The sequence below is a fragment of the Edaphobacter sp. 12200R-103 genome (assembly GCF_010093025.1).
In the GTDB taxonomy this organism is placed as follows: Bacteria; Acidobacteriota; Terriglobia; order Terriglobales; family Acidobacteriaceae; genus Edaphobacter.
This window is the reverse complement of record NZ_CP048114.1, coordinates 1,946,825-1,969,480: the sequence shown is the minus strand read 5'-3', so window position 1 is coordinate 1,969,480 and position 22,656 is coordinate 1,946,825. Positions and strand designations below refer to the sequence as shown.

Genomic DNA, 22,656 nt, shown 5'->3' with positions numbered 1-22,656 from the left:
CGGTCGCACAATAGAGGCTGTTCCCTAGAGCTGTCGGGAGCCAGATTGTGCACAACATTCCGTCTCCTTGGAGTCGACCAATCTGGCAATGATCGAGAGAACGTCTGTTAAAGACGTTCCTGAGAGAATCAATTTCAGAATATTCAGCACAGACTCGCCAGAGAACGACTCCGGATCGCCGGAGAGTTGCTGGCTGGGGATTTGAGATACGGGAGAAGGTTCGTATTTCTCCATCATGTTTTCCTCGCACCGGCTCCAGGCAAAAGATCGGCTTTTCTATTTTTTACTAATTAGAGACTTCGCGCGAGCAAGACTGGACCGATCAGCCCAGGAGGATGCGTATATCAAGAGTGGCCGAACGGGCTTCGTAGGCTGCCCAACTTCGCAGGCTTCAATCCTCCTTAAATTCATTCGTCCGATTGCTGAAAACGTGCGCATCAACAAGCGGATCGGAGGGCGCATCTTCCGACATTCATACGGCACACCTGGGAAGTCTGGAGGTTGAATTCAAGGTGATGCAAAAGCCGATGAGACATTTGTCCTTAGGTCCAGGTGGCTGCCACAGACCTCGACTCAGAGATTAATGGAAGAGCCTTGACGTTCGGATTTACCATCGACTAGATGGCGAAGCCCGTTATATGTGCCTGAAAGGATTTGGCGTCCCCGACGGGATTCGAACCCGTGTTATCGCCGTGAAAGAGAGGCGCAGGGTTCGTTGTTGGTCACCGTTGTTGGAACCTTTAATGGCGATATTGTTCAATAATGACGCTATGTTTACGTTGTTTTATTCCGTGCAAAGGGTCGAGTCGTCCGCAGAAATTTCTTGAAATTTGTGCCCGTCTTTTTGAAAAGTTTTTGATATTTTTAGGACATGGCAAGACTCAAAGGAAACCTCAAGCTGGACACCCGGACGGCCCGCCGCTCCATTCCCGTCAGCGCGAAGCTGCACACGACCAAGATTCAGACCGGCCTTGCCCTTGGCTACCGCAAGGGGCTGCGCGGCGGGTCATGGATTGCCAGACGGCACGAGGGGGGCACCAAATACAGCTTTGAGCCTTTGGGCGTGGCTGACGATCACGCGGACGCTGACGGCATCGCCGTGCTGTCCTGCGACCAAGCACAAGTGAAGGCAAGAGAGTGGGCAACAAGGAAGGCCGCAGATGATGCCGGTGAGGTGGTCAGCGGCAAGTACACCGTTGCTGACGCAATGGCCGACTACCTGAAGCATCTTGAACGCGAGAAGCGCAAGCCTCAAGACCGCACCAAATCAACCATTGATGCCCACATATTGCCAGCGTTGGGCACCATTCAACTAAGCAAGCTGACGCACGGCAAGGTGAAGAAGTGGCGCGATGCTCTGGCTGACGGTTCACCCCGTACACGCACAGGGTTCGCCAAGGAAAAGGTCTGGTGCGTCCGCATGGTTCATGGCAAGCCAAAGGGCCAATACAGAATGCGCGTCACAGAGACGAAGATTCCACTGAAGCAAGCACACCGGGAAATAGATGATGACCCGGAAACACTGCGCAAACGTCAGGCATCTGCAAATCGCATACTCACGGTTTTGAAGGCTGCTTTGAACCATGCTTGTGTAGAGCGGAAGGTTAGCACTAAAGCAGCGTGGGAAAATGTCAAAGCGTTCCGCAATGCTGACGCGGCCAAGATTCGTTTTCTTTCAGTCAGCGAATTGAAGGCATTCATTCCTGTATGTGAAACAGACTTTCGGCGGTTGGTGAAAGGCGCACTGGTTACAGGTGCGCGTTACGGCGAACTTGCTGCGATGTTCGTTGAAGACTTCAATGAACCCAATGGAACGGTCTACGTTGCCACAAGCAAGAACGGGGAGTCTCGCCACATTCACTTGAACGATGAAGGAATTGCCTTCTTCAAACAGATGGTGAAGGGACGCAACCCGAATGACCCAATGTTTGTAAGAGCGAACGGCGAACCGTGGAAGACCTCAGAGCAACAACGGCCAATGGATGCCGCTTGCAAGGATGCCCACATTGAGGGTGTGACCTTCCACATATTGCGACACACATACGCGAGTCACAGCGTTATGAACGGAATGCCGCTAGAAGTGCTGCAAAAACAGCTAGGCCACAAAGACATTCGCATCACCATCAAGCATTACGCACATTTGTGCTCTGACTACAAACAACAGTCCGTTCGTGCTCATGCACCATCGTTTGGATTTGCTGAACCTGTTGAGATTATGAACGGGCCTCTGCTGGTGCAGCGGCAGGCAAAGACGGCTTAGGTTATGGGAAGAGTGTTTTCTTTGCGGTTTCAGAAATCACGTCAACAATAATTTTCTGAACAGATTCCGCAAAGACCTTGCCACCCTTCTTGACAAGGCTTTTCATCTTCAAGGCTGCTACTTGAGTGCTTGGTGTTGCTTCTGTGGAGATAAGATCGGGCAGAATTTCATTCAGCGTCTTGCGGTCGTTGTCAGTCAAGCCATCAACAAGCTTCGCAACCTCACGAACCGCATCAAGTTTTGATTCTGTCCACGGAAGTGCCTTGCCGCAGTGTAGGCAATACGCATCAGGTTCTCGTGAATGAATCAAATCTCTATACGAACCGCGTAGCGGCCAGTGGCAAGAGGGACAAGCTGCAATTGTTTGTTTGCCACAGGAACCACACCAACGTTGATAATCACCACCCTCATAAAAATTAGTGGCGACATGGCCGTTTATACAGGTCACTTGGCCATAGTATTCAGATGAGAAATTCATAAACCGCCTATCCATCTCTAATGTTTTATTCGACGAATACCATTGCCGATGACATAAGGCCTTGCACCATAGTCCAGCCTTCAGTTCTTGTTGCGGCAAAATGATGTTTATATTCGGCCACAGCTTCATCAACGGTTGGAAACATTTTTCGCGTGTCAAGCTCATGATTCCACGGCGGTGTCAGTTCACCATTTGATTCAACTGTGCATTCTTGGTCACCATAAATGAAAAGTGCTTTACCGTTTGGGATTTCTTGCACCACTAGAAATCGGACAAGCGAAACGTTGTTGATGCTCTTGGTGAATTGCGACATGACATGCGGTTTTTTCATTCAATACCTCTTTCACTAACAATCTAGTTCAACAACACGCCTAACACTGTTGCCATGCCATGCTCCACCGCTGGGGCTTGGCACCCCCTTTTCATTCAAGGTTGTTGCAACCGCTCTAAGCGAACTTGCACCTTCTGCCTGTATCGAACGGATGACCGGCAACAGGTCTGCCGCCCGGTTCTGAGCCTTGGCCCGTCTCGCTACGGCACTCGCCTGTGCGCCTACAGCGGCCTGTGCTGCGATCTTGCGATGACGGCAACCCAAACGTACCCCTCGGGCCTTCGCAGCCGCCAAAGCAGCCTTCGTTCGTTGGGAAATCATCTTGGCTTCGTGTTCGGCAACCGCACTAAGAATGTGAACCGTCAGCCGGTTGGCCGCTGGCATATCTACTGCAATAAACTCAACACCTGATTCCATCAAGCCTGAAATGAAATGGACGTTGCGGGCTAGACGGTCAAGTTTGGCAATAATCAACGTTGCACCATGAACACGACACAACGCCAGTGCCCGCGCAAGTTCAGGACGATCAGTGCGCTTGCCGGATTCGACTTCAACAACCTCATCCACCATGCGCCAGCGGCCACCGTTCAGATAGCTGCGCACGGCTTCCTTCTGAGCGTCTAGGCCAAGACCTGACGCGCCTTGCTTCGCTGTGCTGACGCGGTAGTAAGCCACAAATTTGCCCTGGGCCATGCCGAAATCTCCATTGTTACGTTTACCTATACGACCGTATCAGCTAACGTGTCAGAACGTCCACAGAGATTTGCCTGTGTTCAGGACAAAAGAAAAGCCCCCGGTGACTTGGGGGCATCCAGCATGGAAGGAACCAACGAGGTATGCAGCACCATACCGCAGGTCAAAGGCGGAAAGCTGATTTATTTTGCCGCCTCAAGAGATGTAGAAACCGTTGTTACCTTGAATGCGTTGCTTGCCTTGCATCACATCAATCTGTGACTTCAACCCCCGCGCTTCAGCTTGCGCGTTACCAGCTTCAGCATTGGCGGCATTCTCCATCATCACAGCGTTACGCACGGCTGTTGTTGAGAGTGAATAGGCGTACTGTGCATTGTGGGCAGCTTGCTTCGCTGCTTCAACCTGCTTTGCCTGTTCAGCAACTTCCCTTCTGGTCTTCAGACTCCTATCGTGATTGATGGAATGGTGAAGCCGTGCCAAGGCATTATCAGCGTTCCGCATATTAGATTCAGCACTGGCCTGCTGCTGCATCGCTGTGAATGTCGCGTGTTTCAACTTGGCAGCATTCTCAAGTAAGTTGCGTGCACGTATCACTGCATCGTCAAACCGCTGCTCCAAATCCGCAATACGGTCTTGTTTGTTCTTCTCTACAATCTCGCTGTACCGCTGGCAAACGAAAGTTATTTGCTGCACCAATTCATGTTCACCCATACGAGCAAGCATCATCAAATCGAAATCGCCGGTTCCCTCAATCACTTCTGCTGTTGGTGTCGCGCCGAATGCACTCATGGTTTTCCTCCGTTGGTTTGTTGTTGATGGTTAGCGTTGGAACGACTTGCCGAAAACACCAACAGGCGGCAACGGTTTCGGCTGCGTCCACTTCTGTTGCGGCAAGACCCGCCCATTGAAGTCCTGTGTTGTGAAGTAGCGCATCGGGTCAATATCTTCAGCGTGGGCCTGCAAGTTGGTGTGGTTGTGATTGGCTGCACGTTGTACGGTCTGATGACCCATGACAACCCGCCGTAGTTGTTGAACGTCTTTATCCATTGCTGTTTCTCCCTATTGCAAAACGGCCTTTAGTAGTTCTGCTAATTGCGTTCCCGAATTGTCCGAAACCGAAGCCAACACGATTTCCGTCTCAGGTGTTGTTGTTCCCAATACTGAATTGGCGAACGTGTCAAAAAGAGTCTGTTGCCGCATGAACCTGTAACTTTTGTCCGGCATTTCAAAGCGCACAGTATTACTGCCAACGTTCGCTTGGAGTTTCTGTAAGCGTTTGTGCAGACCCTTCAAATCCCCCATTGTTCTCATCGGTGGTTTTCCTTTCTAGCTCTTCAATGCGATCTGCCAATTGCTCGATAGTGCCCACACGCAATGCAAGTTCAATCAGAGCCTTGCTACTGGACACTCGCGCCATATCTGAGGATGCAGGTGAAGCCGCAACTTCAATCAATGTGCCCACAGCGTTGAATGCCGCTGTCTTCAGACGTTGAATTGCAGAGTCCAACAATTCATTCCGTGCGGCTTTCAATGCAGCAGCAAACTCCGGTTCATTGCTCCACCTGATTAGCGTGCTGTAACCAACACCAGATTCCCTTGCTGCATCCCGCATCGAAGGATTGGTAAGCAACGCAGCAATTGCCTGCTCTCTGAGTCGAACTGTCTTGCCGCGTTGAAATTTTCCGTTTGCTGTCACTTGCTGTCTCCGATCTGGAAGGGGTCGCATTCGCGCCTGGATGGCCTGTCCTGCTCGTCCGGCGTACTAGATGGGGGTAGCCTTGCCCACATGGTTTGTGCCTTGTTGTCTACGCTTTCGTGAGGTCTATGCGAATCTCTTCAAGCTTTGTAACAAGGGCTATTGCTGTTTGCAGTTGAATGCTCATATTGAGCAATTGGTAAAGTTCCTGCTTGTCGTAGTTCTCTTGCGATCTGACATAAAGCAGGCTACGGTTGACGGCTGATAGCTTCTTGTTGAATTGCTCTATTGTTGGGTCATCGTCAGTGTGGCTTATAAAGCGATCAAAGTATTCTGCCCAAGGGCTTTTCATTTCGTTACATCCTTTCTGTTCAACAATTGATTGCGAATCTGTTGCGCATCCAAATTCAGCAATCCGCACAACTCAACAAAGCGTCCGTTCGTTGCGGTGAACCAAAGCATGCTGCTGCGATCACCCTTCATTGCGGATAAGAACGCCTGCTTGATGACCTCTGCCCACAAGGTTCTGTATGCGCAGTAAGTGCCGTTGCTTGCTGTTGCGGATTGAAGTGCGTAGCTCATATTCACTGTTGCCGACAAGAAGACAGCCGACTGTATTACCCCTTATGTCTTGTCTTCTTGTCTTCTTGCCAACTGAGAAGAAGACAAAAGAGAGAAGAAGACATATATCTAATCCAGAAATCATCACTACTGAATGGAACCGTTGCTGAAACCAACAGCAACAAAGCTCCACTTCCAACCCTTGTTTGCACCTTCGTTGATTGTCTGAATGGTTAGCTGCCGTCTGGCACGTTGTAAGGTCTTTTCAGAAATGCCCAATTCTGAATGCGCTCTTTCGATTAGCTCTCGCGCATAACGTGGGCCATTCTTCAACTCTTCAACAAGGAACGTTTTTGCTTCATCAACCTGTGAACGGTTTTCGTCCTTGCCGTCCTGATGTTCAACCGTTGCCAGAATCTCGCGTGAACTGCCTTCAATTGCTCCACCCCAATCAATGCACGTTGCAGTGATGTTGTTGTTGAGCGGGCGTGCCTGAATGGCGTAGTAAAACCCGCCTGTATCGTTGCTGATGTTGGATTTTGCTTTTACAAAGACGCGCCGCTCTGTCTCTTCATCTTTCGCAGCAACCAGCACAACACGCGCAAACGCGCCGAACGCAACAGAGCCAATCACACGTTCAGCGGGATTGCGGCCTGTTGTGCCTTTAGCAAAGTGAGTGATTCCGATGACTGCACAATTGCACTCGCTGGCAAGGTCAACAACAGCCTGCAACCCTTGCCGTACTTCGTTGGCCTTGTGCATGTCACCAGCAACAGCAGATGTAATGGGGTCAACGATGAATAGACCAATTCCACCGTTTGCAACAATTTTCTGCTTTAGCAGCGGAATGTCTCTGGCAGGATTGAATGGAAGGCGTTGACCATCGGCACCAACCGTTGTTTTCACCAGATGTATTTTTGATACGTCTGCGCCCATTGCCAGCAGGCGGGGAACGATGGTGTCAGCCGGGTCATCTTCAGAACTCCAAATGAGAACATTGCCCGGACGGTTGCACCTTCTGCCGTCAGGCCACATTCCACCGGACGACACAATTGCGGCGATTGAGAAAGCAAGCGTTGATTTGCCGGTTCCACCTGCGCCAGCAAGCAAGGTGAGTTTGCCCTTTGGTAGATAGCCGTCCCAAAGCCACTCAATAGCCTCTGCAACGATTCCTGACAAACTGACAACTTCAATGTCATTTGCAATTGGCAACAGGGGAATGTTTTGAACCTGGGCCTTTGGAACGATCAGTGTTGAGGGATTGAAAGGAAGCGGCAAGCGTTGGTCAAAAGCCTTGCGCACCATGTTGCCCACATAGTCATTGCGTTGTGCTTTGGGACGCTGACCTAACGCTGACGCCCGGAAGATGTGCACAACCTGTTCTGCATTGTCTGTATAGAAAGCAACGATGTTGCAGAATGCTTGGTCAGCTTCAGATTGCGATGGATACTTACCTTGCCAATTGCCATTCCACAGAGTCTTGAATAACTCACCATTGGAAGCGTTAGCAGCCTTGTTGCAAATCTCTTGGTCAGAGCCAGTCTGTGGCTGACTTCCAAACAATGTGGGCACATTGGCTTTACTCTGCCCGGCGTTCAGTCGTTCCCACAGTGCTGTCAGAGTTCCGTTGCAATCCTGAACGGGCACGTTGTTGATAGCGTTTCCAGTGAACGTTATGTAACGGTCTTGGTTGTATATCTCGATATGATCTTGCGATGACCTGATGGAGCGGGCAATTGAACCCTTCATCCAAAAGTGGCTTCCGCCGTTTGGTGAGCGTTCGCTGTATGTGTTGCTGAACTGCCGCTGTATCTCTTCATGCAAGGCAATAACGTTTGGGTCTGTTGTTTTGTGCGTGTCAAGGTCAATGCAAACCAAACCGGCTGATGCCGTCAGTACAAAGCCGATACCAACACCATCGTTTGCAGCAGCAGAAGAAACAGCTTGCGCATGGTCGCTCCAATCGTCAGGATTCGTGACACTGGCGTTGAAGCCGGTGCGGGGATTCAAAGGCACTTTGTTGCTGTGGCAGACCCACTGCCTGTGAGCAGCAAAAAGTTTTACGAATTCGTTGGTGTTCTGTGCTATCTCTTGCATGGGGGAGTCCTAGACACTCTCTCTTTTCAGTTCGGCTTGCTCTGGTCGCTACACCGGGCAAGCCTTTTCTTTACTCGGTCTCAGCCACGGTTGCGCGTCTCGCGTTAGCAAGCCGATCTGCTACCCAATTGCGCACTTCATGTTCAGACCAACGTGCACCGCGAACACCAACGGTGACTTGCGCAGGGAACTGCCCTTGCTTTGCAAGCTTGTAAACAACGCTTCTGCACAAGCCGGAAATTTCCATGACTTGCGGAAGACGTAGCAATTTGTCATTGAAGGTTTCTATCGTTGGGAGTGTGCTTGACCACATGCTTTTAGCCCTTTTCGCCGTGAAGTTCAGCGAACCTAAAGGGAACCGGGCGGATGGGTCAAGGAAAATTTCGAGGTCAAACCGTTGTTGGAATGGCTTGCTGGAACCAGCAATGACACGTCAACTCTCAACCTGAATTAGCAGGGAACGTTATCGGGTGCTGTCAGAGGAGGGGTGGCTTTGCGGTGTTGCCTTCAGACGTTGGTTGGCCTGAACCTCCCGGCTTTTTGAAAACTTTTTGAAAAGTTTTCTATACCGTGCAGGCAATCCCTTGTAAGCTATTGATTATATTGGCGTCCCCGACGGGATTCGAACCCGTGTTATCGCCGTGAAAGGGCGGTGTCCTGGGCCGGGCTAGACGACGGGGACGCTTTCCAGGGCAGGCACGTCGTGCCTTGTTAACCATATCAAATAGTTCTAGGTATCGTTGAAATCCTGGCGCATAGCGCATCCGGTGGCGTTCCCGTCATCGTCGCGGCATACTATCAGCATCAACTTTGTCCATCATGGCCAGCCATTCGGGAGCTTCCCGGTACAAATATCTTGATGCGCTAACGACCGCATTCGTTGTGATTCTACTGGTCTCCAACCTGGTCGCCCAGAAGGTCTGCCAGATTGGTCCCTTTGCCGTCAGTGCAGCGATCCTCCTGTTTCCGGTCACCTATATCTTTGGAGACATATTTACCGAGATCTATGGATTTGCCGCCTCCCGAAGAGCCATCTGGCTCGGCTTCTTCGGGACCGCGCTGCTGTACCTGATAGGCACTCTCACTGTTGCTCTTCCGCCTGCGCCGGATTGGCACAATCAACAGGCGTTTGCAGCCGTCTTCGGCTTCATCCCTCGAATTCTCGCTGCCAGTCTAGCCGCCTTCTGGGCGGGCGAATTCGCCAACTCCTACACCATGGCTCGGCTCAAGCTACTCACAGAAGGTCGCATGTTGTGGACTCGAACGGTAGGGTCCACCGTGGTGGGTCAGGCGGTGGATACGACAATTGTCGTTCTTCTTACATACGTCGGGGTGGTCCCCTTCAAGACTATGGCAAATATGATAGCGACCGGGTATCTCTTGAAGGTAGGATACGAGGTGCTGGCCACGCCCTTGACCTACATGGTGATCTCCTGGCTTAAGAGGGCGGAAGGAGCCGAGGCCTTTGACCGGCATGAAAGCTTCAATCCCTTCAATTTTTCGCAGATTCATGGTGTGGAAGAATAACCAGCCCGAAGGGCTTCCCATCTTTTCGCATCCTTGATCTTTAACCATGCATCTAAGCTGAAACACAAAGCTTATTTTCTGATAGCGGATAATTTTGAGCATCCTGCGCCCTTCGATCTTGTCTAATTTCCGAGGGATCGATAAAAGACGGTAGATCTGCTGTTCTTTGTAGTTTTCTGAGGAGAAAGACCTTTGTCCGAGATGATGTCTTCGAGATCCAAGTTTGTCCTTTCCCTGGCGTTTAGCGGGGCGTTTACGATTCTGCTCGTCGGATGCAGGCACCATGCCGCAGCGACTCCGGCGCCCCAGGCTATGCCTGTTAAGGTTGAGTCTGTCTCCAACTCACCGGTATCCTCGTCCGACACGTATGTCTCCACGATCAAGGGCCGCCGTTCTGCCACCCTGCAGCCGCAGGTCGAAGGCAATCTGACGCGCATCCTGGTCAAATCCGGAGATATAGTGCGCGCCGGCCAGGTCCTGATGCAGATTGATCCGCTTAAGCAGGCGGCGGCAGTGCAGTCGCAGCAGGGAACCCAGGCTCAGAAGAAGGCTCTCTACGATTACAACCGGATTGAGCTGGACCGGCAGAAAAAGCTTTATGAGGCTGGAGTTGTCTCCCGCGATGCCTTCGACCAGGCGACACAGGCTTATGAGAACTCAAAGGCCGATTATGAGGCGAACTCAGCACTGACTGAAACCCAGAAGCAGCAGCTTGGTTATTTCCAGATTCGCGCTCCCTTCTCCGGCGTTGTAGGCGACGTTCCGGTTCACATTGGGGATTACGTGTCTTCCTCGACAGTGTTGACGACCGTTGATGAAAATGTCGATCTTGAGGCTTACATCTACGTCCCCACCGAGCGTGCCGCGCAAGTGCGAACGGGTCTGCCTGTCGAAATCCTCGATTCGGACGGAAACAGTCTGATTAAAACGAAGATCAACTTCCTTTCGCCCCAGGTGTATAACGGCTTGCAGAGCATCCTGGCGAAGGCTCCTATTCCCGCAGGCACAAAGGGGCTTCGTACAGAGCAGCTGGTCAAGGCCCGGGTCACCTGGAACACCAACCCTGCTCCTGTGGTTCCTGTACTGGCGGTCACCCGCATCGGTGGGCAGCCGTTTGTCTTCGTCGCTGCGCCGAAGGACGGAAAGTATACGGCGCACCAGGTTCCGGTCAAACTTGGTGAGCCTGTTGGCAATACATATCCCGTGATCGAAGGTCTGAAGCCGAATGACAAGGTCATTGTCTCTGGACTCCAGTTCCTGCAGGATGGTGTCCCTGTTCAGCCCATGGGCTAGGAGCAACAGGACACCTGCTAGATCGTTCATCCCTCGCCGCACCCTCCTCTGGTCGGGAGCGAAGGTGATTTGAATTCCCCACGGTGCCAGCCGCGCCGGTAAGAGGTTCATCTTGTTTGTCGATTTCTTCATCCGCCGCCCGATCTTCGCTACGGTCTGCGCTCTGCTCATTGTTCTGGCTGGCGCAGTTGTCATACCGTCGCTCCCGATATCGCTCTATCCTCAGCTGGCTCCTCCTCAGGTGGTCGTTACCAGCAACTACATCGGCGCAAATTCCCAGATCGTCGAATCGGCCGTAACTATCCCCCTTGAAACCTCCATCAACGGTGTCGAGGGAATGCGATACATGAGCTCCACCAGCTCGAACGATGGAACCTCGACCATCACCATCACGTTCCGTACCGGCTACGACCTGTCCATCGCCGCGGTCGACGTTCAGAACCGCGTTGCCTCTGCGCAGGGACGACTGCCCGCTGCGGTCAATGCCACCGGCATCACGATTACCAAGGCGAACAGCAACTTCGTCTTCGCCGCGGGCGTCTTCGCGCGCGATGGAAAGTACTCCCAGGAATTCATCTCCAACTATCTCGATGTGTACGTCAAAGATGCGTTGAAGCGCGTGCCCGGCGTGGGTGATGTCATCATCTTCGGAGAGCGCAAGTACGCCATGCGCGTCTGGCTCGATCCTGCGAAGCTTGCGGCTCGCGGCCTTACGGCTCTCGATGTTACCAACGCGCTCTCGGAACAGAACGTGGAAGTTGCCGCGGGGCAGCTGGGCCGTCCTCCGGCTGACAGTAAGCAGGAATATCAGATGGCCGTCCGGGTCGTGGGACGCCTCTCTGATCCACGCCAGTTTGAAAACATCATCCTGAAGAACTCGCCCGATGTCGGAGGCCTGGTCCTTCTAAAAGATGTTGGACGAGCGGAAGTAGGCGCCGAGAACTACGACACCAGCCTCAAGTTCTCCGGGGGCGATGCTGTCGGTATGGGCGTGCAGCAGCTCTCGAACGCGAATGCGCTTGAAGTAGACCGCCAGTGCAAGGCCGTCCTGAAAGAGCTCTCCAAGTCATTTCCGCCAGGACTCGAATATGTGATCGCCTTCGATACCACCACCGTTGTCAGTGACTCGGTGCGCGACGTGATCGAGACCCTTATCGAAGCGATCATCATCGTAATCGTCGTTATCTATTTCTTCCTTCAGGATTGGCGCGCAACCATCATTCCGGCAGCCACCATCCCAGTCTCACTCGTCGGAACCTTCGCCTTCATCAAGATCTTTGGCTTTTCCATTAACTCCCTCACCCTGTTCGGCATCGTTCTCGCTACAGGACTCGTCGTCGACGACGCCATCGTAGTTATCGAAAACGTGCAGCGCCATATCCACGACCAGCACTGTGACAGCCACCGGGCTACGTCCGACGCGATGGCCGAGGTCACCAGTGCCGTCATTGCAACGTCACTTGTGCTGATCTCAGTGTTTATCCCGGTCAGCTTTTTCCCGGGAACCACGGGTATCCTCTACAAACAGTTTTCGTTGACCATCGCATTCTCCATCGCCATCTCGGCGTTCAACGCGCTAACGCTTTCGCCGGCTCTCGCTGCGATCCTGCTTCGACCAGAGCGCACGCACGGCGGCCTGCTGGGGCTCTTTGAAAAAATTCTGCAGAAGGTCATCTCCGGATACGCTTATCTGGTAACCCACGTCGTCAAACTGCGCGTCGTGATGCTTCTGCTCTTCGTCGCCGGCCTCGGTGCGACGGTCTACATGTATAACCATGTACCGACCGCCTTTGTGCCCTCCGAGGATCAGAACTACTTCATCAACCTGGTGCAGGCGCCTCCGGGGGCCTCGCTGGAATACACCACTGAGCTTGCAGATCGTGCGGCTGCTGTCATCCGCCAGAACGATGACGTCTTCGGAACCTTCTCTGTCATGGGCTTCTCGCTGGCGGGTGGAAGCTCACCGAACTCCGGGGTCATCTTCGCTCCTCTGAAGCCTATTGAGGAGCGCAGTAAGAAAGGTCCGGGTCACTCTGCGCACGATATCGTCGCCGAGCTGGCTCCCAAACTCTTCCAGGTTCCTGGAGGCATCATAGCGGCCTTCGAACCCCCGGCAATTCAGGGCATCGGATCCGTTGGCGGTTTTCAGTTCATGCTGCAAGACCAGGGCCGAAACACCTTTGAGGATATCGATCGTATCGCCCACACGATGATCGGTCAGAGCCGCGATCCGCACTCCGGCCTGGTTGGTCTCTACACGCCCTATACCTCAAACGATCCCCAGCTCTTCGTCACGATCGATCGTGAAAAGGCGAAGGCTATGAGCGTTCCTCTGGCGCAGATCACCTCTGCTCTGGGAACCTACATGGGATCGAGCTACGTCAATGATTTCGACTTCAACAACCGCTCGTACCGCGTGTACGTACAGGCGGACCAGAACTTCCGTCGCAATTCGAAAGATCTGCGCCAGTTCTACGTCCGTTCCGATACAGGTCAGATGATTCCGCTGGACAATCTCGTCAGCATCCGCGAAACTTCCGGGCCGCAGGTGATCTATCACTACAACATCTTCCGTGCGGCGGAGATCGACGGCGCTGCGGCTCCGGGTCTAAGCTCGGGTCAGGGCCTCGAAAAGATGCAGGAGCTCTTCGAGAAGAACAAGATTCAGGGCATGATGTATTCCTGGACCGGACTGGCGCTCGAAGAAGTGGAATCGAGCGGAAAGGCAGCCATCATCTTCGGACTTGGTCTGCTGGTCGTTTATCTTACCCTCGCCGCGCAGTATGAAAGCTGGGTTCTCCCGTTTATCATTCTGCTGGCCGTGCCTATGGCCGTACTCGGCGCACTTGCTCTGGTCTCTGCAAGGGGGCTCGTTGATGACGTCTACGTCCAGATCGGCCTGGTCATGCTGATCGGTCTATCCGCAAAGAACTCCATTCTGATCGTGGAGTTCGCCGAACAGCAGATCGAACACGGAAAAAGTGTGATTGAAGCGGCCATCGTCTCCGCAGAACTTCGACTGCGGCCGATCCTGATGACATCGATCGCCTTCATCCTCGGCGTACTCCCGCTCTACTTCGCAACCGGTGCAGGCGCTCTCGGCCGCCACTCCGTAGGAACCGCGATTGTAGGAGGCATGGTGCTCTCCACCTTCCTCAATCTCTTCTTCATCCCGGTTCTTTACGTTGTGGTCAAGAGCATTCTGGTTCGTTTCAGCTCGCGACCGCGACCGCGTCCTGATGGCTGCGACGATGACACCAGCGATCTCGAGCAGTCGCAGGTCACCATCTCACAGTAGTCTTTTTTGCTCTCACTAACAGAGAAGCTCGCCACTCAACCAGGCGGGCTTCTTTCTTGGACGCGCATGCATCGCAGGATAATTCTGCATCTTTATCCAACGTCCGTTGAATAATCATTCGTATTGACGCTGGCTTTCACAAGGTTCATCCTCTTGGTCCAAGAGGACGCAGATGTGCACACAATCCATCGGCGAATTGCACGCCCTTCCATTGAAGTCGGCTGGTTCCAATTGGCTGATGTGCTTTCCAGAGTTCTACGACGTGCAGTACATCATTAATCCGTGGATGGAAGGCAACCTGCACGCAGCTTCGCGCGTGCAGGCCATCGAGCAATGGCGTGGCCTCTACAACGCGATATCAGGGTTCGCGCACGTCGAGCTGATCTCTCCGGAGCCGGGGCTGCCTGATATGGTCTTTACAGCCAATGCTGGGCTTGAGAGAGACGGCATTGTCGTCTCCAGCCATTTTCTTCATACGGAACGCCGCAGGGAAGAGAGCTTCTTCCGGGAATGGTTTAAGAAAAAGGGATACACGATCGCCGATCTCCCGCAGGAGATGGCCTTCGAAGGTGAGGGCGACGCACTTTTTTCAAACAATGGAACAGTTCTGTGGGTTGGCTGCGGAATGCGTACTGATCGAAGGAGCCATCCGCTTCTTGCGCATGTCTTTGACGCAAAGGTCACCTCCCTGCATCTGGTCGATCCGCGTTTCTACCATCTCGATACTTGCTTTGCACCCCTCGCAGATGGTTTTGTTCTCTACTACCCTGCAGCGTTCGACAGCAAATCGCTTGAGCGGATCCACTCCTTTTATCCGCAGCACAAACGAATTTCGGTCTCGGAAGAAGACGCCTGTCGATTCGCCTGCAATGCCATTAGCATTGGCCAGACCATTGTGCTGAACGAGATCAGCAGGGAATTGACGAGTAGACTGGAGAACGCAGGATTCCGTGTGCTGTCATTGCGGCTCGATGAATTCCTCAAGGCAGGAGGAGCGGCAAAGTGTCTCGTGATGAGGCTGGGTTCACCGGCTACAGCTTCAGCCCCTGCTTCACCTCATTCATCTTCATCCATGGATCTTTCTTCAGCCGCCCCTTCCACTCCGGAAAGTGAGCCACGCTGAACGACGGCCTCTCCTTCATCTTTTTCAGCTCGCTCCAGTTCAGAGGCATGGATACCGCCGCTCCTACACGCGCGCGGGGAGAATACGGAGCCACGGAGGTGGCGCCACGTTCATTCCGCAGATAGTCCAGGTAGATCTTTCCCTTTCGTGCAGTCTTTGTCATCTTTGTCAGGTAACGATCGGGTGCTGCACTCTCCATGGACATCACGATCTGTCTCGCCACTTCCTTGATCTCCGGCCAGCCGTACTTTGGCTCAATGGGAGCGACAATGTGCAACCCCTTTCCTCCCGTCGTCTTGACGAAGCTTTCGAGTCCCAGTTGTTTCAGCAGATCCTTCACCTCCATCGCTGAATCTACGATCTCTTTCCACGGCAAGGTCTCGTCGGGGTCAAGATCGAAGATCAGCCGGTCAGGATGCTCAAGATCTTCGTTGCGCGATCCCCATGGATGCACCTCCAGTACCCCCATCTGTGCCAGCCCGGCAAGGGCTTCGGCTGTATTCAACGTGATGTAGGGCTCTACCTTGCCCTTCTTGTCGGCAATATCGATTCCGCTGATTCCCTCAGGAAGCATCGCATTCACATGCTTCTGAAAAAAGCATGGCTTGCCTGCTCCCTCCGGACAACGCACCAGGCTCAGTGGGCGGTCCGCGATATGCGGCAGCATCTGGTCTGCTACAGCCCAGTAGTAGTCAGCCAGCATCTGCTTGGTCAGTCCCGAAATCTGATCGAGAACCTTATCCGGATGTGTCAGCCGAACTGGCGCATGCTTTCCCACCGCAGCCCGGATCTCGTCGGAAGAATTCGCCACAACGCGCGCGCGGCTGTCTTGTTCAGCCACTTTACTCCGAGACTTTCTTGGACCAAAAGATGCCGCTGGCTCTTCGCGTGTCACCTCAGCAGCAGGCTTGTCCTCTCTTATGCCCAGAAACGCCGCCTGCCGCACCAGATCATCTGCGGTCCATGTTGCAAATCTTACCTGCACGACCATCTCGGGTTTGACCCAGTGCGCATCCTTGCGCGCGTCACCGGGCAGCGAAGCAAATGGAGACAAATTGGCCTCTAGATCATCCAGCCTGTCCCGCACCGTCCGATGCGTCTTTTGTGTGAAACCCGTTCCGGTTCGCCCCGCATAAATCAGCCTTCCGCCTTTGTAATACCCCAGCAGCAGTGCGCCCACGCCGTGAATACCATTCGCCGGAAGCGTAAAGCCTCCCACGACAAACTCCTGTTCATGTAGGCACTTTGCCTTCAGCCAGTCACGTCCACGTCCGGAGACGTATTTGCCTGCCGCTCGCTTCGAGATGATTCCCTCCGCCTGCAGTTTGCAGGCCTCCCTCAGCAACTCGACTCCTCCACTCTCGATGTGCTCACTCAGTCGTACCCGCTCTTCGTTTGAGCCCTCAAGCACCGACCGCAATAGTTCTTTGCGCTCCTTCAACGGAAGATTGCGCGTATTCTTTCCATCCAGATGCAGAAGATCGAAAGCGAAGTACGTCAGCTCATTCTTTGTCCCTTCCTGCATCGATGCCTGCAGATCCGCAAAGCTGGTTGTACCGTTCGGCGCAACAACTACCAGTTCTCCATCCAGCGTTGCTTTATCGGCTGGCAGTTGCGCAATCTCATCTGCGATCCTGCGCATACGCGCGGTCCAGTCCAGTCCTTTCCTGGTCAGCATCTGGACCTTGCTTCCGTCCTTGCGTGCCTGAATCCGGTACCCATCCAGCTTCAGCTCATGCAGCCAGTCTGAACCCGATGGAGGTATCTCTACCATCGTTGCAAGCTGGGGCTCGGTGAAAGAAGGCTGGCGCTCGCTCGGAAGATCCTTGATCTCTTTCTGCAGCTCTTTGTCACTCACCCGCGCACGCGTTTGGGATTTCGTCTCACGAGGTTCCTGTCGAAACCAGGCCTTCGCCCCGGAACGCGTATCCTTTGAGTTCCACACATGATCTTCGTTACGAGCGATCTCTTCGATCGACCGGCCGGTGATGACGCTGTCAGGTTCAGTCTCGGTTACGGGAGCTTCCTTCTCGCTGTGCTCGAACTCATCATGCTCTTTAATCAGCAGCCAGTTGGGCTTCTTCTCTCTCTGCCACTTTCCGCCCATCCGGATCAGTGCCCATTTTCCCTTCAGCTTCTGACCGTGCAGGATGAACTTGAGGCTGCCATCCCGCAGGCCGGCATCTACGTCGGTGTGACCGGCCTGCGGCTCCCATCTGCCCTGGTCCCACAACATCACGGTGCCACCACCGTACTGGCCTTGCGGAATGATCCCCTCGAATCCTCCATATTCCATCGGGTGATCTTCGACCTGGACGGCCAGCCGCTTATCGCCGGTAAAGTAGCTGGGCCCCTTCGTTACCGCCCAGCTCTTCAGAACGCCGTTCCATCCCAGCCTGAAGTCGTAGTGAAGATGCGAGGCCGCATGCTTCTGCACGCAGAAGGGAAGCCCCTCGCGGGGCTCCTTACGCGCATGGCCTCCGCTCGGCTCTTCCGTAATGGTGAAGTCGCGCATCGACCGGTAGCGTGCCAGTTGCTCGTCCACCGCATCGGGTGCAGAACTGGTTTTGATCGTGCGCTTCTTGCGTGCAGCCGTAGTCTTCCTGGCCGTCTTGCTCGATCGCTTGCTGGCTGCCTTCTTCGAACCCGCCATGCTCACTCCTGCTTATGGATCGGCGAAGTTCGCGGCATTCCCTCAAGCTCTTAGGCCGATTTGCGTTTGCTCGAGGACTTTGCCGACTTCACCAACGAGATGCCCTTCTTTCCCTTCGATGCAGGAGCCGCTTTCTCCGACGCCGCGGGCTTCTTTCTTCCCGCCGCACTCTCTGTTTCCTTGCCTCCGCCAACGCTCTTACGCAGCGCATCCATCAGGTTGATCACCTGGGCCTTGCGTGGAGCCTCGGTCTCTTCGGTCGGCAGAGGCGCATGCTTCACCTTCGCCTCTACCAGCTCCCGAACGGCCGCTTCGTACTGGTCTTTGAACTTACCAGGATCAAACTTTCCTGCCTTGCGCTTGATCAGCTCCATCGCCAGTTCAAGCGAATCTTCGTTCACCGCCACCTTCTTAATGTCCTTGAAATACTCCGCGGGATTGCGAAGTTCTTCCTGGTACCTCATCGTGTAACCCATCATGCCGCCCAGCTTGTCATCATCGTCTGCGATGATGGCGAAGACGTGCTCTCGTCCGCCAAATGCGATCTTGCCCAGCGCCGCTTTCTTCGTCTTTTTCAGCGCTGCACGCACAACCGCGAAGGCCTCCGCCTGCACATCGTCCTCAGGAACGATAAAGTAGGGTTTCTCCATATACTCCGGCGTAAGTTCGTTCAGGTTGACGAACTGCGACACCTCAATCGAGTGCTTCGAAGGAATGCGAAGCGCCTCCAGCTCCTTCGGCTCGATCGTCACATACTCGCCCTTGCGATACTCGTATCCCTTGACGATATCGTTTTTGTCCAGGGCTTCGCCGGCCTCGGTGGGATTGTCTTCCACCGCACTCGCCGTCACCTTCTGATGCCGTACTCGCTCCCCGGTCTTTCGGCTGATCTGGTGAAACCGGATCTCGCTCTTTGCCTCGGTCGCGACAAACAGTTTCACTCCAAACGACACCAGAGAAATCTGGACCTGCCCAGACCAATACGGACGTGCCATGTGTAACCTCGCGTGCGAAGAATCTTATCGAATCAAGCCGATCTAAGGCAGAGAAGACCCTGCCTCTTTCCATCAGATTCCCCACAATACCGCGAAAGATGCCATATTTCTTCAAGATTTTGGGGAGTCGCGCGCCGACCACCATACATGCGGTGGATCACAATAGCAACCCCGTTATGCGGTGTTTCCGACGCAGCCACTCCCCAAATCCTGCATTCGAAGATCAACTTCAGGCGAACCGGAAGGTAACATTTCCCGCGTGAGCAAACCTGGCCTCGACAACAGAGCCAGCGGTAGCCAGCGTATTGCCAGTCCAGCTTCCTGTCGTGATCCAGTCGCCCTTGTTCAGTCCCTCTGTACGGCCGGAGCCTTCGTTCGCAAGCCACACAAGCAGCCGCGTCAGGTCACCCGCCGTGTTCGAGCCTGTTCTCTCCACGCGCACCGCGCCATCGATGCACAGAGAGACGCTCTCCTTCGAAAAGTCGATACTCTTCCAGTCAGCCACAGCGTTGCCGTATACGAAGCCTCCGTGCATCGCCATATCCGCCACGGTTGTTAGCTTCGTCGCCTGGTCCGGATCGATCAGTCCCGACTCCAGGATCTCAATGGCCGGATGCATGCTTTCAATCGCTGCGAAGACCTCCTCGCGTGTATACGGAGTATCCCGTGGTGGCAGGTTCGCTCCCATCTTGAAGGCAATCTCCGCCTCCACTCCGCGGTACCGATGGGTCACGCCTCGTAACTCACACCCCGTACAGGTCATCCAGCACGCCGGCATCGGGGCAAAGGTCGGCGTGGCGTCCGGCGTTGGAGCCCCCACCTTCCAGCCGCCAACATCCTCGTACGCCCACGACATTCTATCCTGCACAAAGTAGGCCTCTTCCAGGCTCGTTGGCCGTAGCTCGTTCGGCAGGTCAGCGATTGGCTGGCAGTTTCTTCGGGCATCCAGCAGCAGGTCTGCGGCACTTATCAGGTCTTTTTCACGCGCACCAGTAATCATGCCGACCAGTTTGCTCTCACTGTGCCTCCTGACGCAACCTAAGGCCTTCTTTCGTAACGAAAATGGCGCTCTTGTTACTTTTCGGCCGAGAATAAATCCAACGTACAGGTGTGTTTGTCTCTAAAATCGGACGGGACGCATCGGGAAAGGGAACTATCATGCTGCTGCGCCGGTCTAACCGCTTCGATGCGAAGGTTCAGTCATCCGAGATCACTCCGCAGGAGGCTTTTGAGAGGTATCGTAGGCAGCGACGGTTCGTTATCGGTGGAGCAGCCACACTTACCGCCGGTGCGCTGGCTGCAGCCCATCTTCCGCAGATCTTTTGGCCCTCGTCCACCGTTCACGCCCAGGCCCTTCCCGCCGCTCCAAGCAAATACAACACGACTGAAAACCAGACGCCCTTTGCCAAGGCAACCCACTACAACAACTTCTACGAGTTCGGAACCGAGAAGAGCGATCCGGCAAAGAACGCTCACACCCTAAAAACCCGCCCGTGGACCCTTCAGGTCACCGGCATGGTCAAAAAGCCCCAGACCATCGACATCGATACTCTCCTGAAGTACCGCCCCATCGAATCCCGTGTCTACCGCCACCGCTGCGTCGAGGCCTGGTCCATGGTCATCCCCTGGGATGGCTACTCGCTCTCGGAGTTCATCAACCTCTGCCAGCCCCTCCCCAGCGCGAAGTACGTGCAGTTCGTCTCGCTCGTCGACAAAAAGCAGATGCCTGATCTCCCAAGCGGCTATGACTGGCCCTACAGTGAGGGTCTGCGCCTCGACGAAGCCATGAATCCCCTCGCTCTACTCACCTTCGGCTGCTACGGCCAGGTGCTTCCTAATCAGAACGGCGCTCCCATCCGCGTCGTCTCCCCCTGGAAGTACGGCTTCAAAAACGGCAAATCCATCGTCCGCTTCCACTTCACCGACAAGCAGCCCCACACCACCTGGAACGAGATCAACGCGCGCGAGTACGGCTTCTACTCCAACGTCAACCCGCACGTCGATCATCCCCGGTGGAGCCAGGCCCACGAGCGCCGCATCGACAGCTCCGCGTTCCCCCGGACCATCCCGACCCAGATGTTCAACGGCTATGCCGACCAGGTAGCCAGCCTCTACAACGGCATGGATCTCAAGCGCTACTACTGAGCGGGACAGGCATCTTCCTCCATGTCGAAACGCAACATCATCCTCCTTAAAACGCTCGCACACCTGCTGTGCCTCGCGCCCTTTGCCTGGCTTATCCGCTTCTACACCTCAGGAGCACTCGCGCTAGATCCCGACCCGGTCGCTTACATCACCCACTTCACCGGCGACTGGGCACTCTGGATGCTCTTGGCCTCACTAGCCATCACACCCCTGCGCCGCCTCTCGCCGCGCATCAACTGGCTCATCCGCTTTCGCCGCCTCATCGGACTCTACGCCTTCTTCTACGCCTCACTCCACCTCGCAACCTACATCTTCCTCTTCTCGGGATACGATCTGCCATCTGTGCTCATCTCGATCCGCCAAGGTCATCCCGGCGCAATCAGCGACGAGTGGAAGGTCGTCTGGCCCACCATCTGGGACGACATCCGCAAGCGTCGCTTCATCCAGGTCGGCTTTTTCGCGTGGCTAATCCTGCTGGCCCTCGCTGCAACCTCACCCGCAGCAATCATGCGAGCCATGGGAGGCAAAAACTGGCAGCGTCTCCACCGCCTCGTCTACATCGCCGGAGTCGCCGCAGTCATCCACTACTGGTGGCTCGTCAAAACCGGCGTAAGGACACCCCGGAAGGTCACTGCAGTCCTGGTCATTCTCTTCCTCGCGCGCGTAGGCTACACTGCCTCAAAACGCCTCAACAAACCGCGTTCCGCTCTCCAGACCACCAGAAGCTGATCGCTACCTGAGGGATCCATCCTTCCCTCTGCCCCATCTAACTGCATAGCATGAAGAACTCCATCGATCGCAGAACCTTCGCAGCCGGAATCCTCGCTGCAGGCGTAACCGGCAGCACAGCCTCAGCCGCGCCCGCGACTGTCCAGCCCGAGCAGCTGCACCTAAAGCCCAATGGCTGGATGCCCAACAACGCGCTGCCCGTGCTCCTCTACCGTCAGGCACTCCCCGTCACCGGCGATCTCGCCGACGCGATGGAGCAGCTCTTCACTCGCAACGGGTGGCCTCCCCAGTGGCGCAACGGAGTCTATGACTTCCATCACTACCACTCCACCGCTCACGAGGTTCTCGGCTTCGCCGCTGGACACGCCGAGATCATGCTCGGCGGAGAGAAGGGAACCACTGTCACCGTCCGCGCTGGTGACGTAGCCGTGCTTCCCGCCGGAACCGGCCACTGCCGCATCTCAGCCTCCGATGACTTCCTCGTCGTCGGTGCCTATCCGCCCGGAGAACACTGGGACATCTGCCGCACCGCCGCAACTCCCGAAGTCCTCGCCCGCATTCGCGAGGTGCGTTCCCCCGCATCCGATCCCGTCTCCGGCAGAGCAGGCCCTCTGCCCCGCCTGTGGATCGCCTAACCTTTCCTTTCAGGCAAATAGAAGGAACTCTGCTGCATCTCACTGTGCGGAGTCCAAGACGACCGTGACCGGCAAGAACAATTCTCCGAAAGAGCCTCCCCGCAACGACCAACCCCGAAAAGACCGCTTCGCCCTTTTCGCC

General features: G+C 54.6%; 21 protein-coding genes and 1 tRNA gene. 8 read left to right on the top strand and 14 right to left on the bottom strand.

What is annotated here, in order from left to right; genetic code table 11:
* The first annotated feature begins 871 nt into the window (after positions 1-871).
* Entirely contained in the window at positions 872-2,260 is a 1,389-nt protein-coding gene (locus GWR55_RS08225) for a site-specific integrase (RefSeq protein ID WP_162401836.1), read from the top strand.
* A 1-nt stretch (position 2,261) separates the two neighbouring features.
* Here GWR55_RS08225 and GWR55_RS08220 read toward each other — a convergent pair whose 3' ends face one another.
* From GWR55_RS08220 to GWR55_RS08170, 11 genes are all read right to left on the bottom strand, one after another.
* Positions 2,262-2,738: a DUF2321 domain-containing protein gene (locus tag GWR55_RS08220; RefSeq protein WP_162401835.1), complete on the bottom strand. Its 477-nt coding sequence runs from the start codon at positions 2,736-2,738 to the stop codon at positions 2,262-2,264.
* A 25-nt stretch (positions 2,739-2,763) separates the two neighbouring features.
* Positions 2,764-3,069 carry a hypothetical protein gene (locus GWR55_RS08215; RefSeq protein WP_162401834.1) on the bottom strand — a complete coding sequence of 102 codons (306 nt, stop codon included), beginning with the start codon at positions 3,067-3,069 and terminating at the stop codon, positions 2,764-2,766.
* A 15-nt stretch (positions 3,070-3,084) separates the two neighbouring features.
* Positions 3,085-3,762 carry a recombinase family protein gene (locus tag GWR55_RS08210; protein WP_162401833.1) on the bottom strand — a complete coding sequence of 226 codons (678 nt, stop codon included), beginning with the start codon at positions 3,760-3,762 and terminating at the stop codon, positions 3,085-3,087.
* A 195-nt stretch (positions 3,763-3,957) separates the two neighbouring features.
* On the bottom strand, positions 3,958-4,551 hold the full coding sequence (locus GWR55_RS08205; RefSeq protein ID WP_162401832.1) for a hypothetical protein: 594 nt from the start codon (positions 4,549-4,551) through the stop codon (positions 3,958-3,960).
* Between the two features lie 30 nt (positions 4,552-4,581).
* A complete protein-coding gene (locus GWR55_RS08200; RefSeq protein WP_162401831.1) occupies positions 4,582-4,809 on the bottom strand; it encodes a hypothetical protein in 228 nt (75 codons plus the stop codon).
* A 193-nt stretch (positions 4,810-5,002) separates the two neighbouring features.
* On the bottom strand, positions 5,003-5,458 hold the full coding sequence (locus GWR55_RS08195; RefSeq protein WP_162401830.1) for a transposase family protein: 456 nt from the start codon (positions 5,456-5,458) through the stop codon (positions 5,003-5,005).
* A gap of 109 nt (positions 5,459-5,567) precedes the next feature.
* Positions 5,568-5,810 carry a hypothetical protein gene (locus tag GWR55_RS08190; RefSeq protein ID WP_162401829.1) on the bottom strand — a complete coding sequence of 81 codons (243 nt, stop codon included), beginning with the start codon at positions 5,808-5,810 and terminating at the stop codon, positions 5,568-5,570.
* A complete protein-coding gene (locus tag GWR55_RS08185; RefSeq protein WP_162401828.1) occupies positions 5,807-6,040 on the bottom strand; it encodes a hypothetical protein in 234 nt (77 codons plus the stop codon). Before GWR55_RS08185 ends, GWR55_RS08190 begins: the two co-directional genes overlap by 4 nt.
* A gap of 126 nt (positions 6,041-6,166) precedes the next feature.
* Positions 6,167-8,116, bottom strand: coding sequence for an AAA family ATPase (locus tag GWR55_RS08180; RefSeq protein WP_162401827.1), 1,950 nt, complete (start codon positions 8,114-8,116; stop codon positions 6,167-6,169).
* Positions 8,117-8,186: 70 nt separating this feature from the next.
* A complete protein-coding gene (locus GWR55_RS19560) occupies positions 8,187-8,363 on the bottom strand; it encodes a helix-turn-helix transcriptional regulator (RefSeq protein ID WP_370521431.1) in 177 nt (58 codons plus the stop codon).
* Positions 8,364-8,720: 357 nt separating this feature from the next.
* A tRNA-Glu gene (locus tag GWR55_RS08170) sits at positions 8,721-8,798 on the bottom strand.
* Positions 8,799-8,935: 137 nt separating this feature from the next.
* On the opposite strand from GWR55_RS08170, the gene GWR55_RS08165 reads away from it, so the two are divergent.
* The 4 genes from GWR55_RS08165 (at position 8,936) to GWR55_RS08150 (ending at position 15,357) form a co-directional block, all read left to right on the top strand.
* Positions 8,936-9,643 (top strand): queuosine precursor transporter, encoded by a 708-nt coding sequence (locus GWR55_RS08165; RefSeq protein ID WP_162401825.1) that lies wholly within the window; start codon positions 8,936-8,938, stop codon positions 9,641-9,643.
* Positions 9,644-9,844: 201 nt separating this feature from the next.
* On the top strand, positions 9,845-10,936 hold the full coding sequence (locus GWR55_RS08160) for an efflux RND transporter periplasmic adaptor subunit (RefSeq protein ID WP_238398766.1): 1,092 nt from the start codon (positions 9,845-9,847) through the stop codon (positions 10,934-10,936).
* Between the two features lie 112 nt (positions 10,937-11,048).
* Positions 11,049-14,234 (top strand): efflux RND transporter permease subunit, encoded by a 3,186-nt coding sequence (locus GWR55_RS08155; protein ID WP_162401824.1) that lies wholly within the window; start codon positions 11,049-11,051, stop codon positions 14,232-14,234.
* 172 nt (positions 14,235-14,406) lie between these two features.
* On the top strand, positions 14,407-15,357 hold the full coding sequence (locus GWR55_RS08150; protein ID WP_162401823.1) for a dimethylarginine dimethylaminohydrolase family protein: 951 nt from the start codon (positions 14,407-14,409) through the stop codon (positions 15,355-15,357).
* Here GWR55_RS08150 and ligD read toward each other — a convergent pair.
* From ligD to GWR55_RS08135, 3 genes are all read right to left on the bottom strand, one after another.
* The gene (ligD, locus tag GWR55_RS08145; protein WP_162401822.1) at positions 15,266-18,010 is read right to left on the bottom strand and encodes a DNA ligase D; all 2,745 of its coding nucleotides are present in this window, start codon (positions 18,008-18,010) and stop codon (positions 15,266-15,268) included. The two genes, GWR55_RS08150 and ligD, sit on opposite strands and share 92 nt — an antisense overlap.
* Before the next feature lie 50 nt (positions 18,011-18,060).
* Positions 18,061-18,951 carry a Ku protein gene (locus GWR55_RS08140; protein WP_370521416.1) on the bottom strand — a complete coding sequence of 297 codons (891 nt, stop codon included), beginning with the start codon at positions 18,949-18,951 and terminating at the stop codon, positions 18,061-18,063.
* A gap of 283 nt (positions 18,952-19,234) precedes the next feature.
* The gene (locus GWR55_RS08135; protein ID WP_162401820.1) at positions 19,235-20,005 is read right to left on the bottom strand and encodes a 2-keto-4-pentenoate hydratase; all 771 of its coding nucleotides are present in this window, start codon (positions 20,003-20,005) and stop codon (positions 19,235-19,237) included.
* Between the two features lie 158 nt (positions 20,006-20,163).
* On the opposite strand from GWR55_RS08135, the gene msrP reads away from it, so the two are divergent.
* Genes msrP through GWR55_RS08120 form a run of 3 tightly spaced genes read left to right on the top strand, consistent with a single transcriptional unit; the run spans position 20,164 to position 22,514 of the window.
* Positions 20,164-21,150 carry a protein-methionine-sulfoxide reductase catalytic subunit MsrP gene (msrP, locus tag GWR55_RS08130; RefSeq protein WP_162401819.1) on the top strand — a complete coding sequence of 329 codons (987 nt, stop codon included), beginning with the start codon at positions 20,164-20,166 and terminating at the stop codon, positions 21,148-21,150.
* A 21-nt stretch (positions 21,151-21,171) separates the two neighbouring features.
* Positions 21,172-21,879, top strand: coding sequence for a sulfite oxidase heme-binding subunit YedZ (locus tag GWR55_RS08125; protein ID WP_162401818.1), 708 nt, complete (start codon positions 21,172-21,174; stop codon positions 21,877-21,879).
* Positions 21,880-21,929: 50 nt separating this feature from the next.
* Positions 21,930-22,514 (top strand): cupin, encoded by a 585-nt coding sequence (locus tag GWR55_RS08120; protein ID WP_162401817.1) that lies wholly within the window; start codon positions 21,930-21,932, stop codon positions 22,512-22,514.
* Positions 22,515-22,656: the final 142 nt, after the last annotated feature.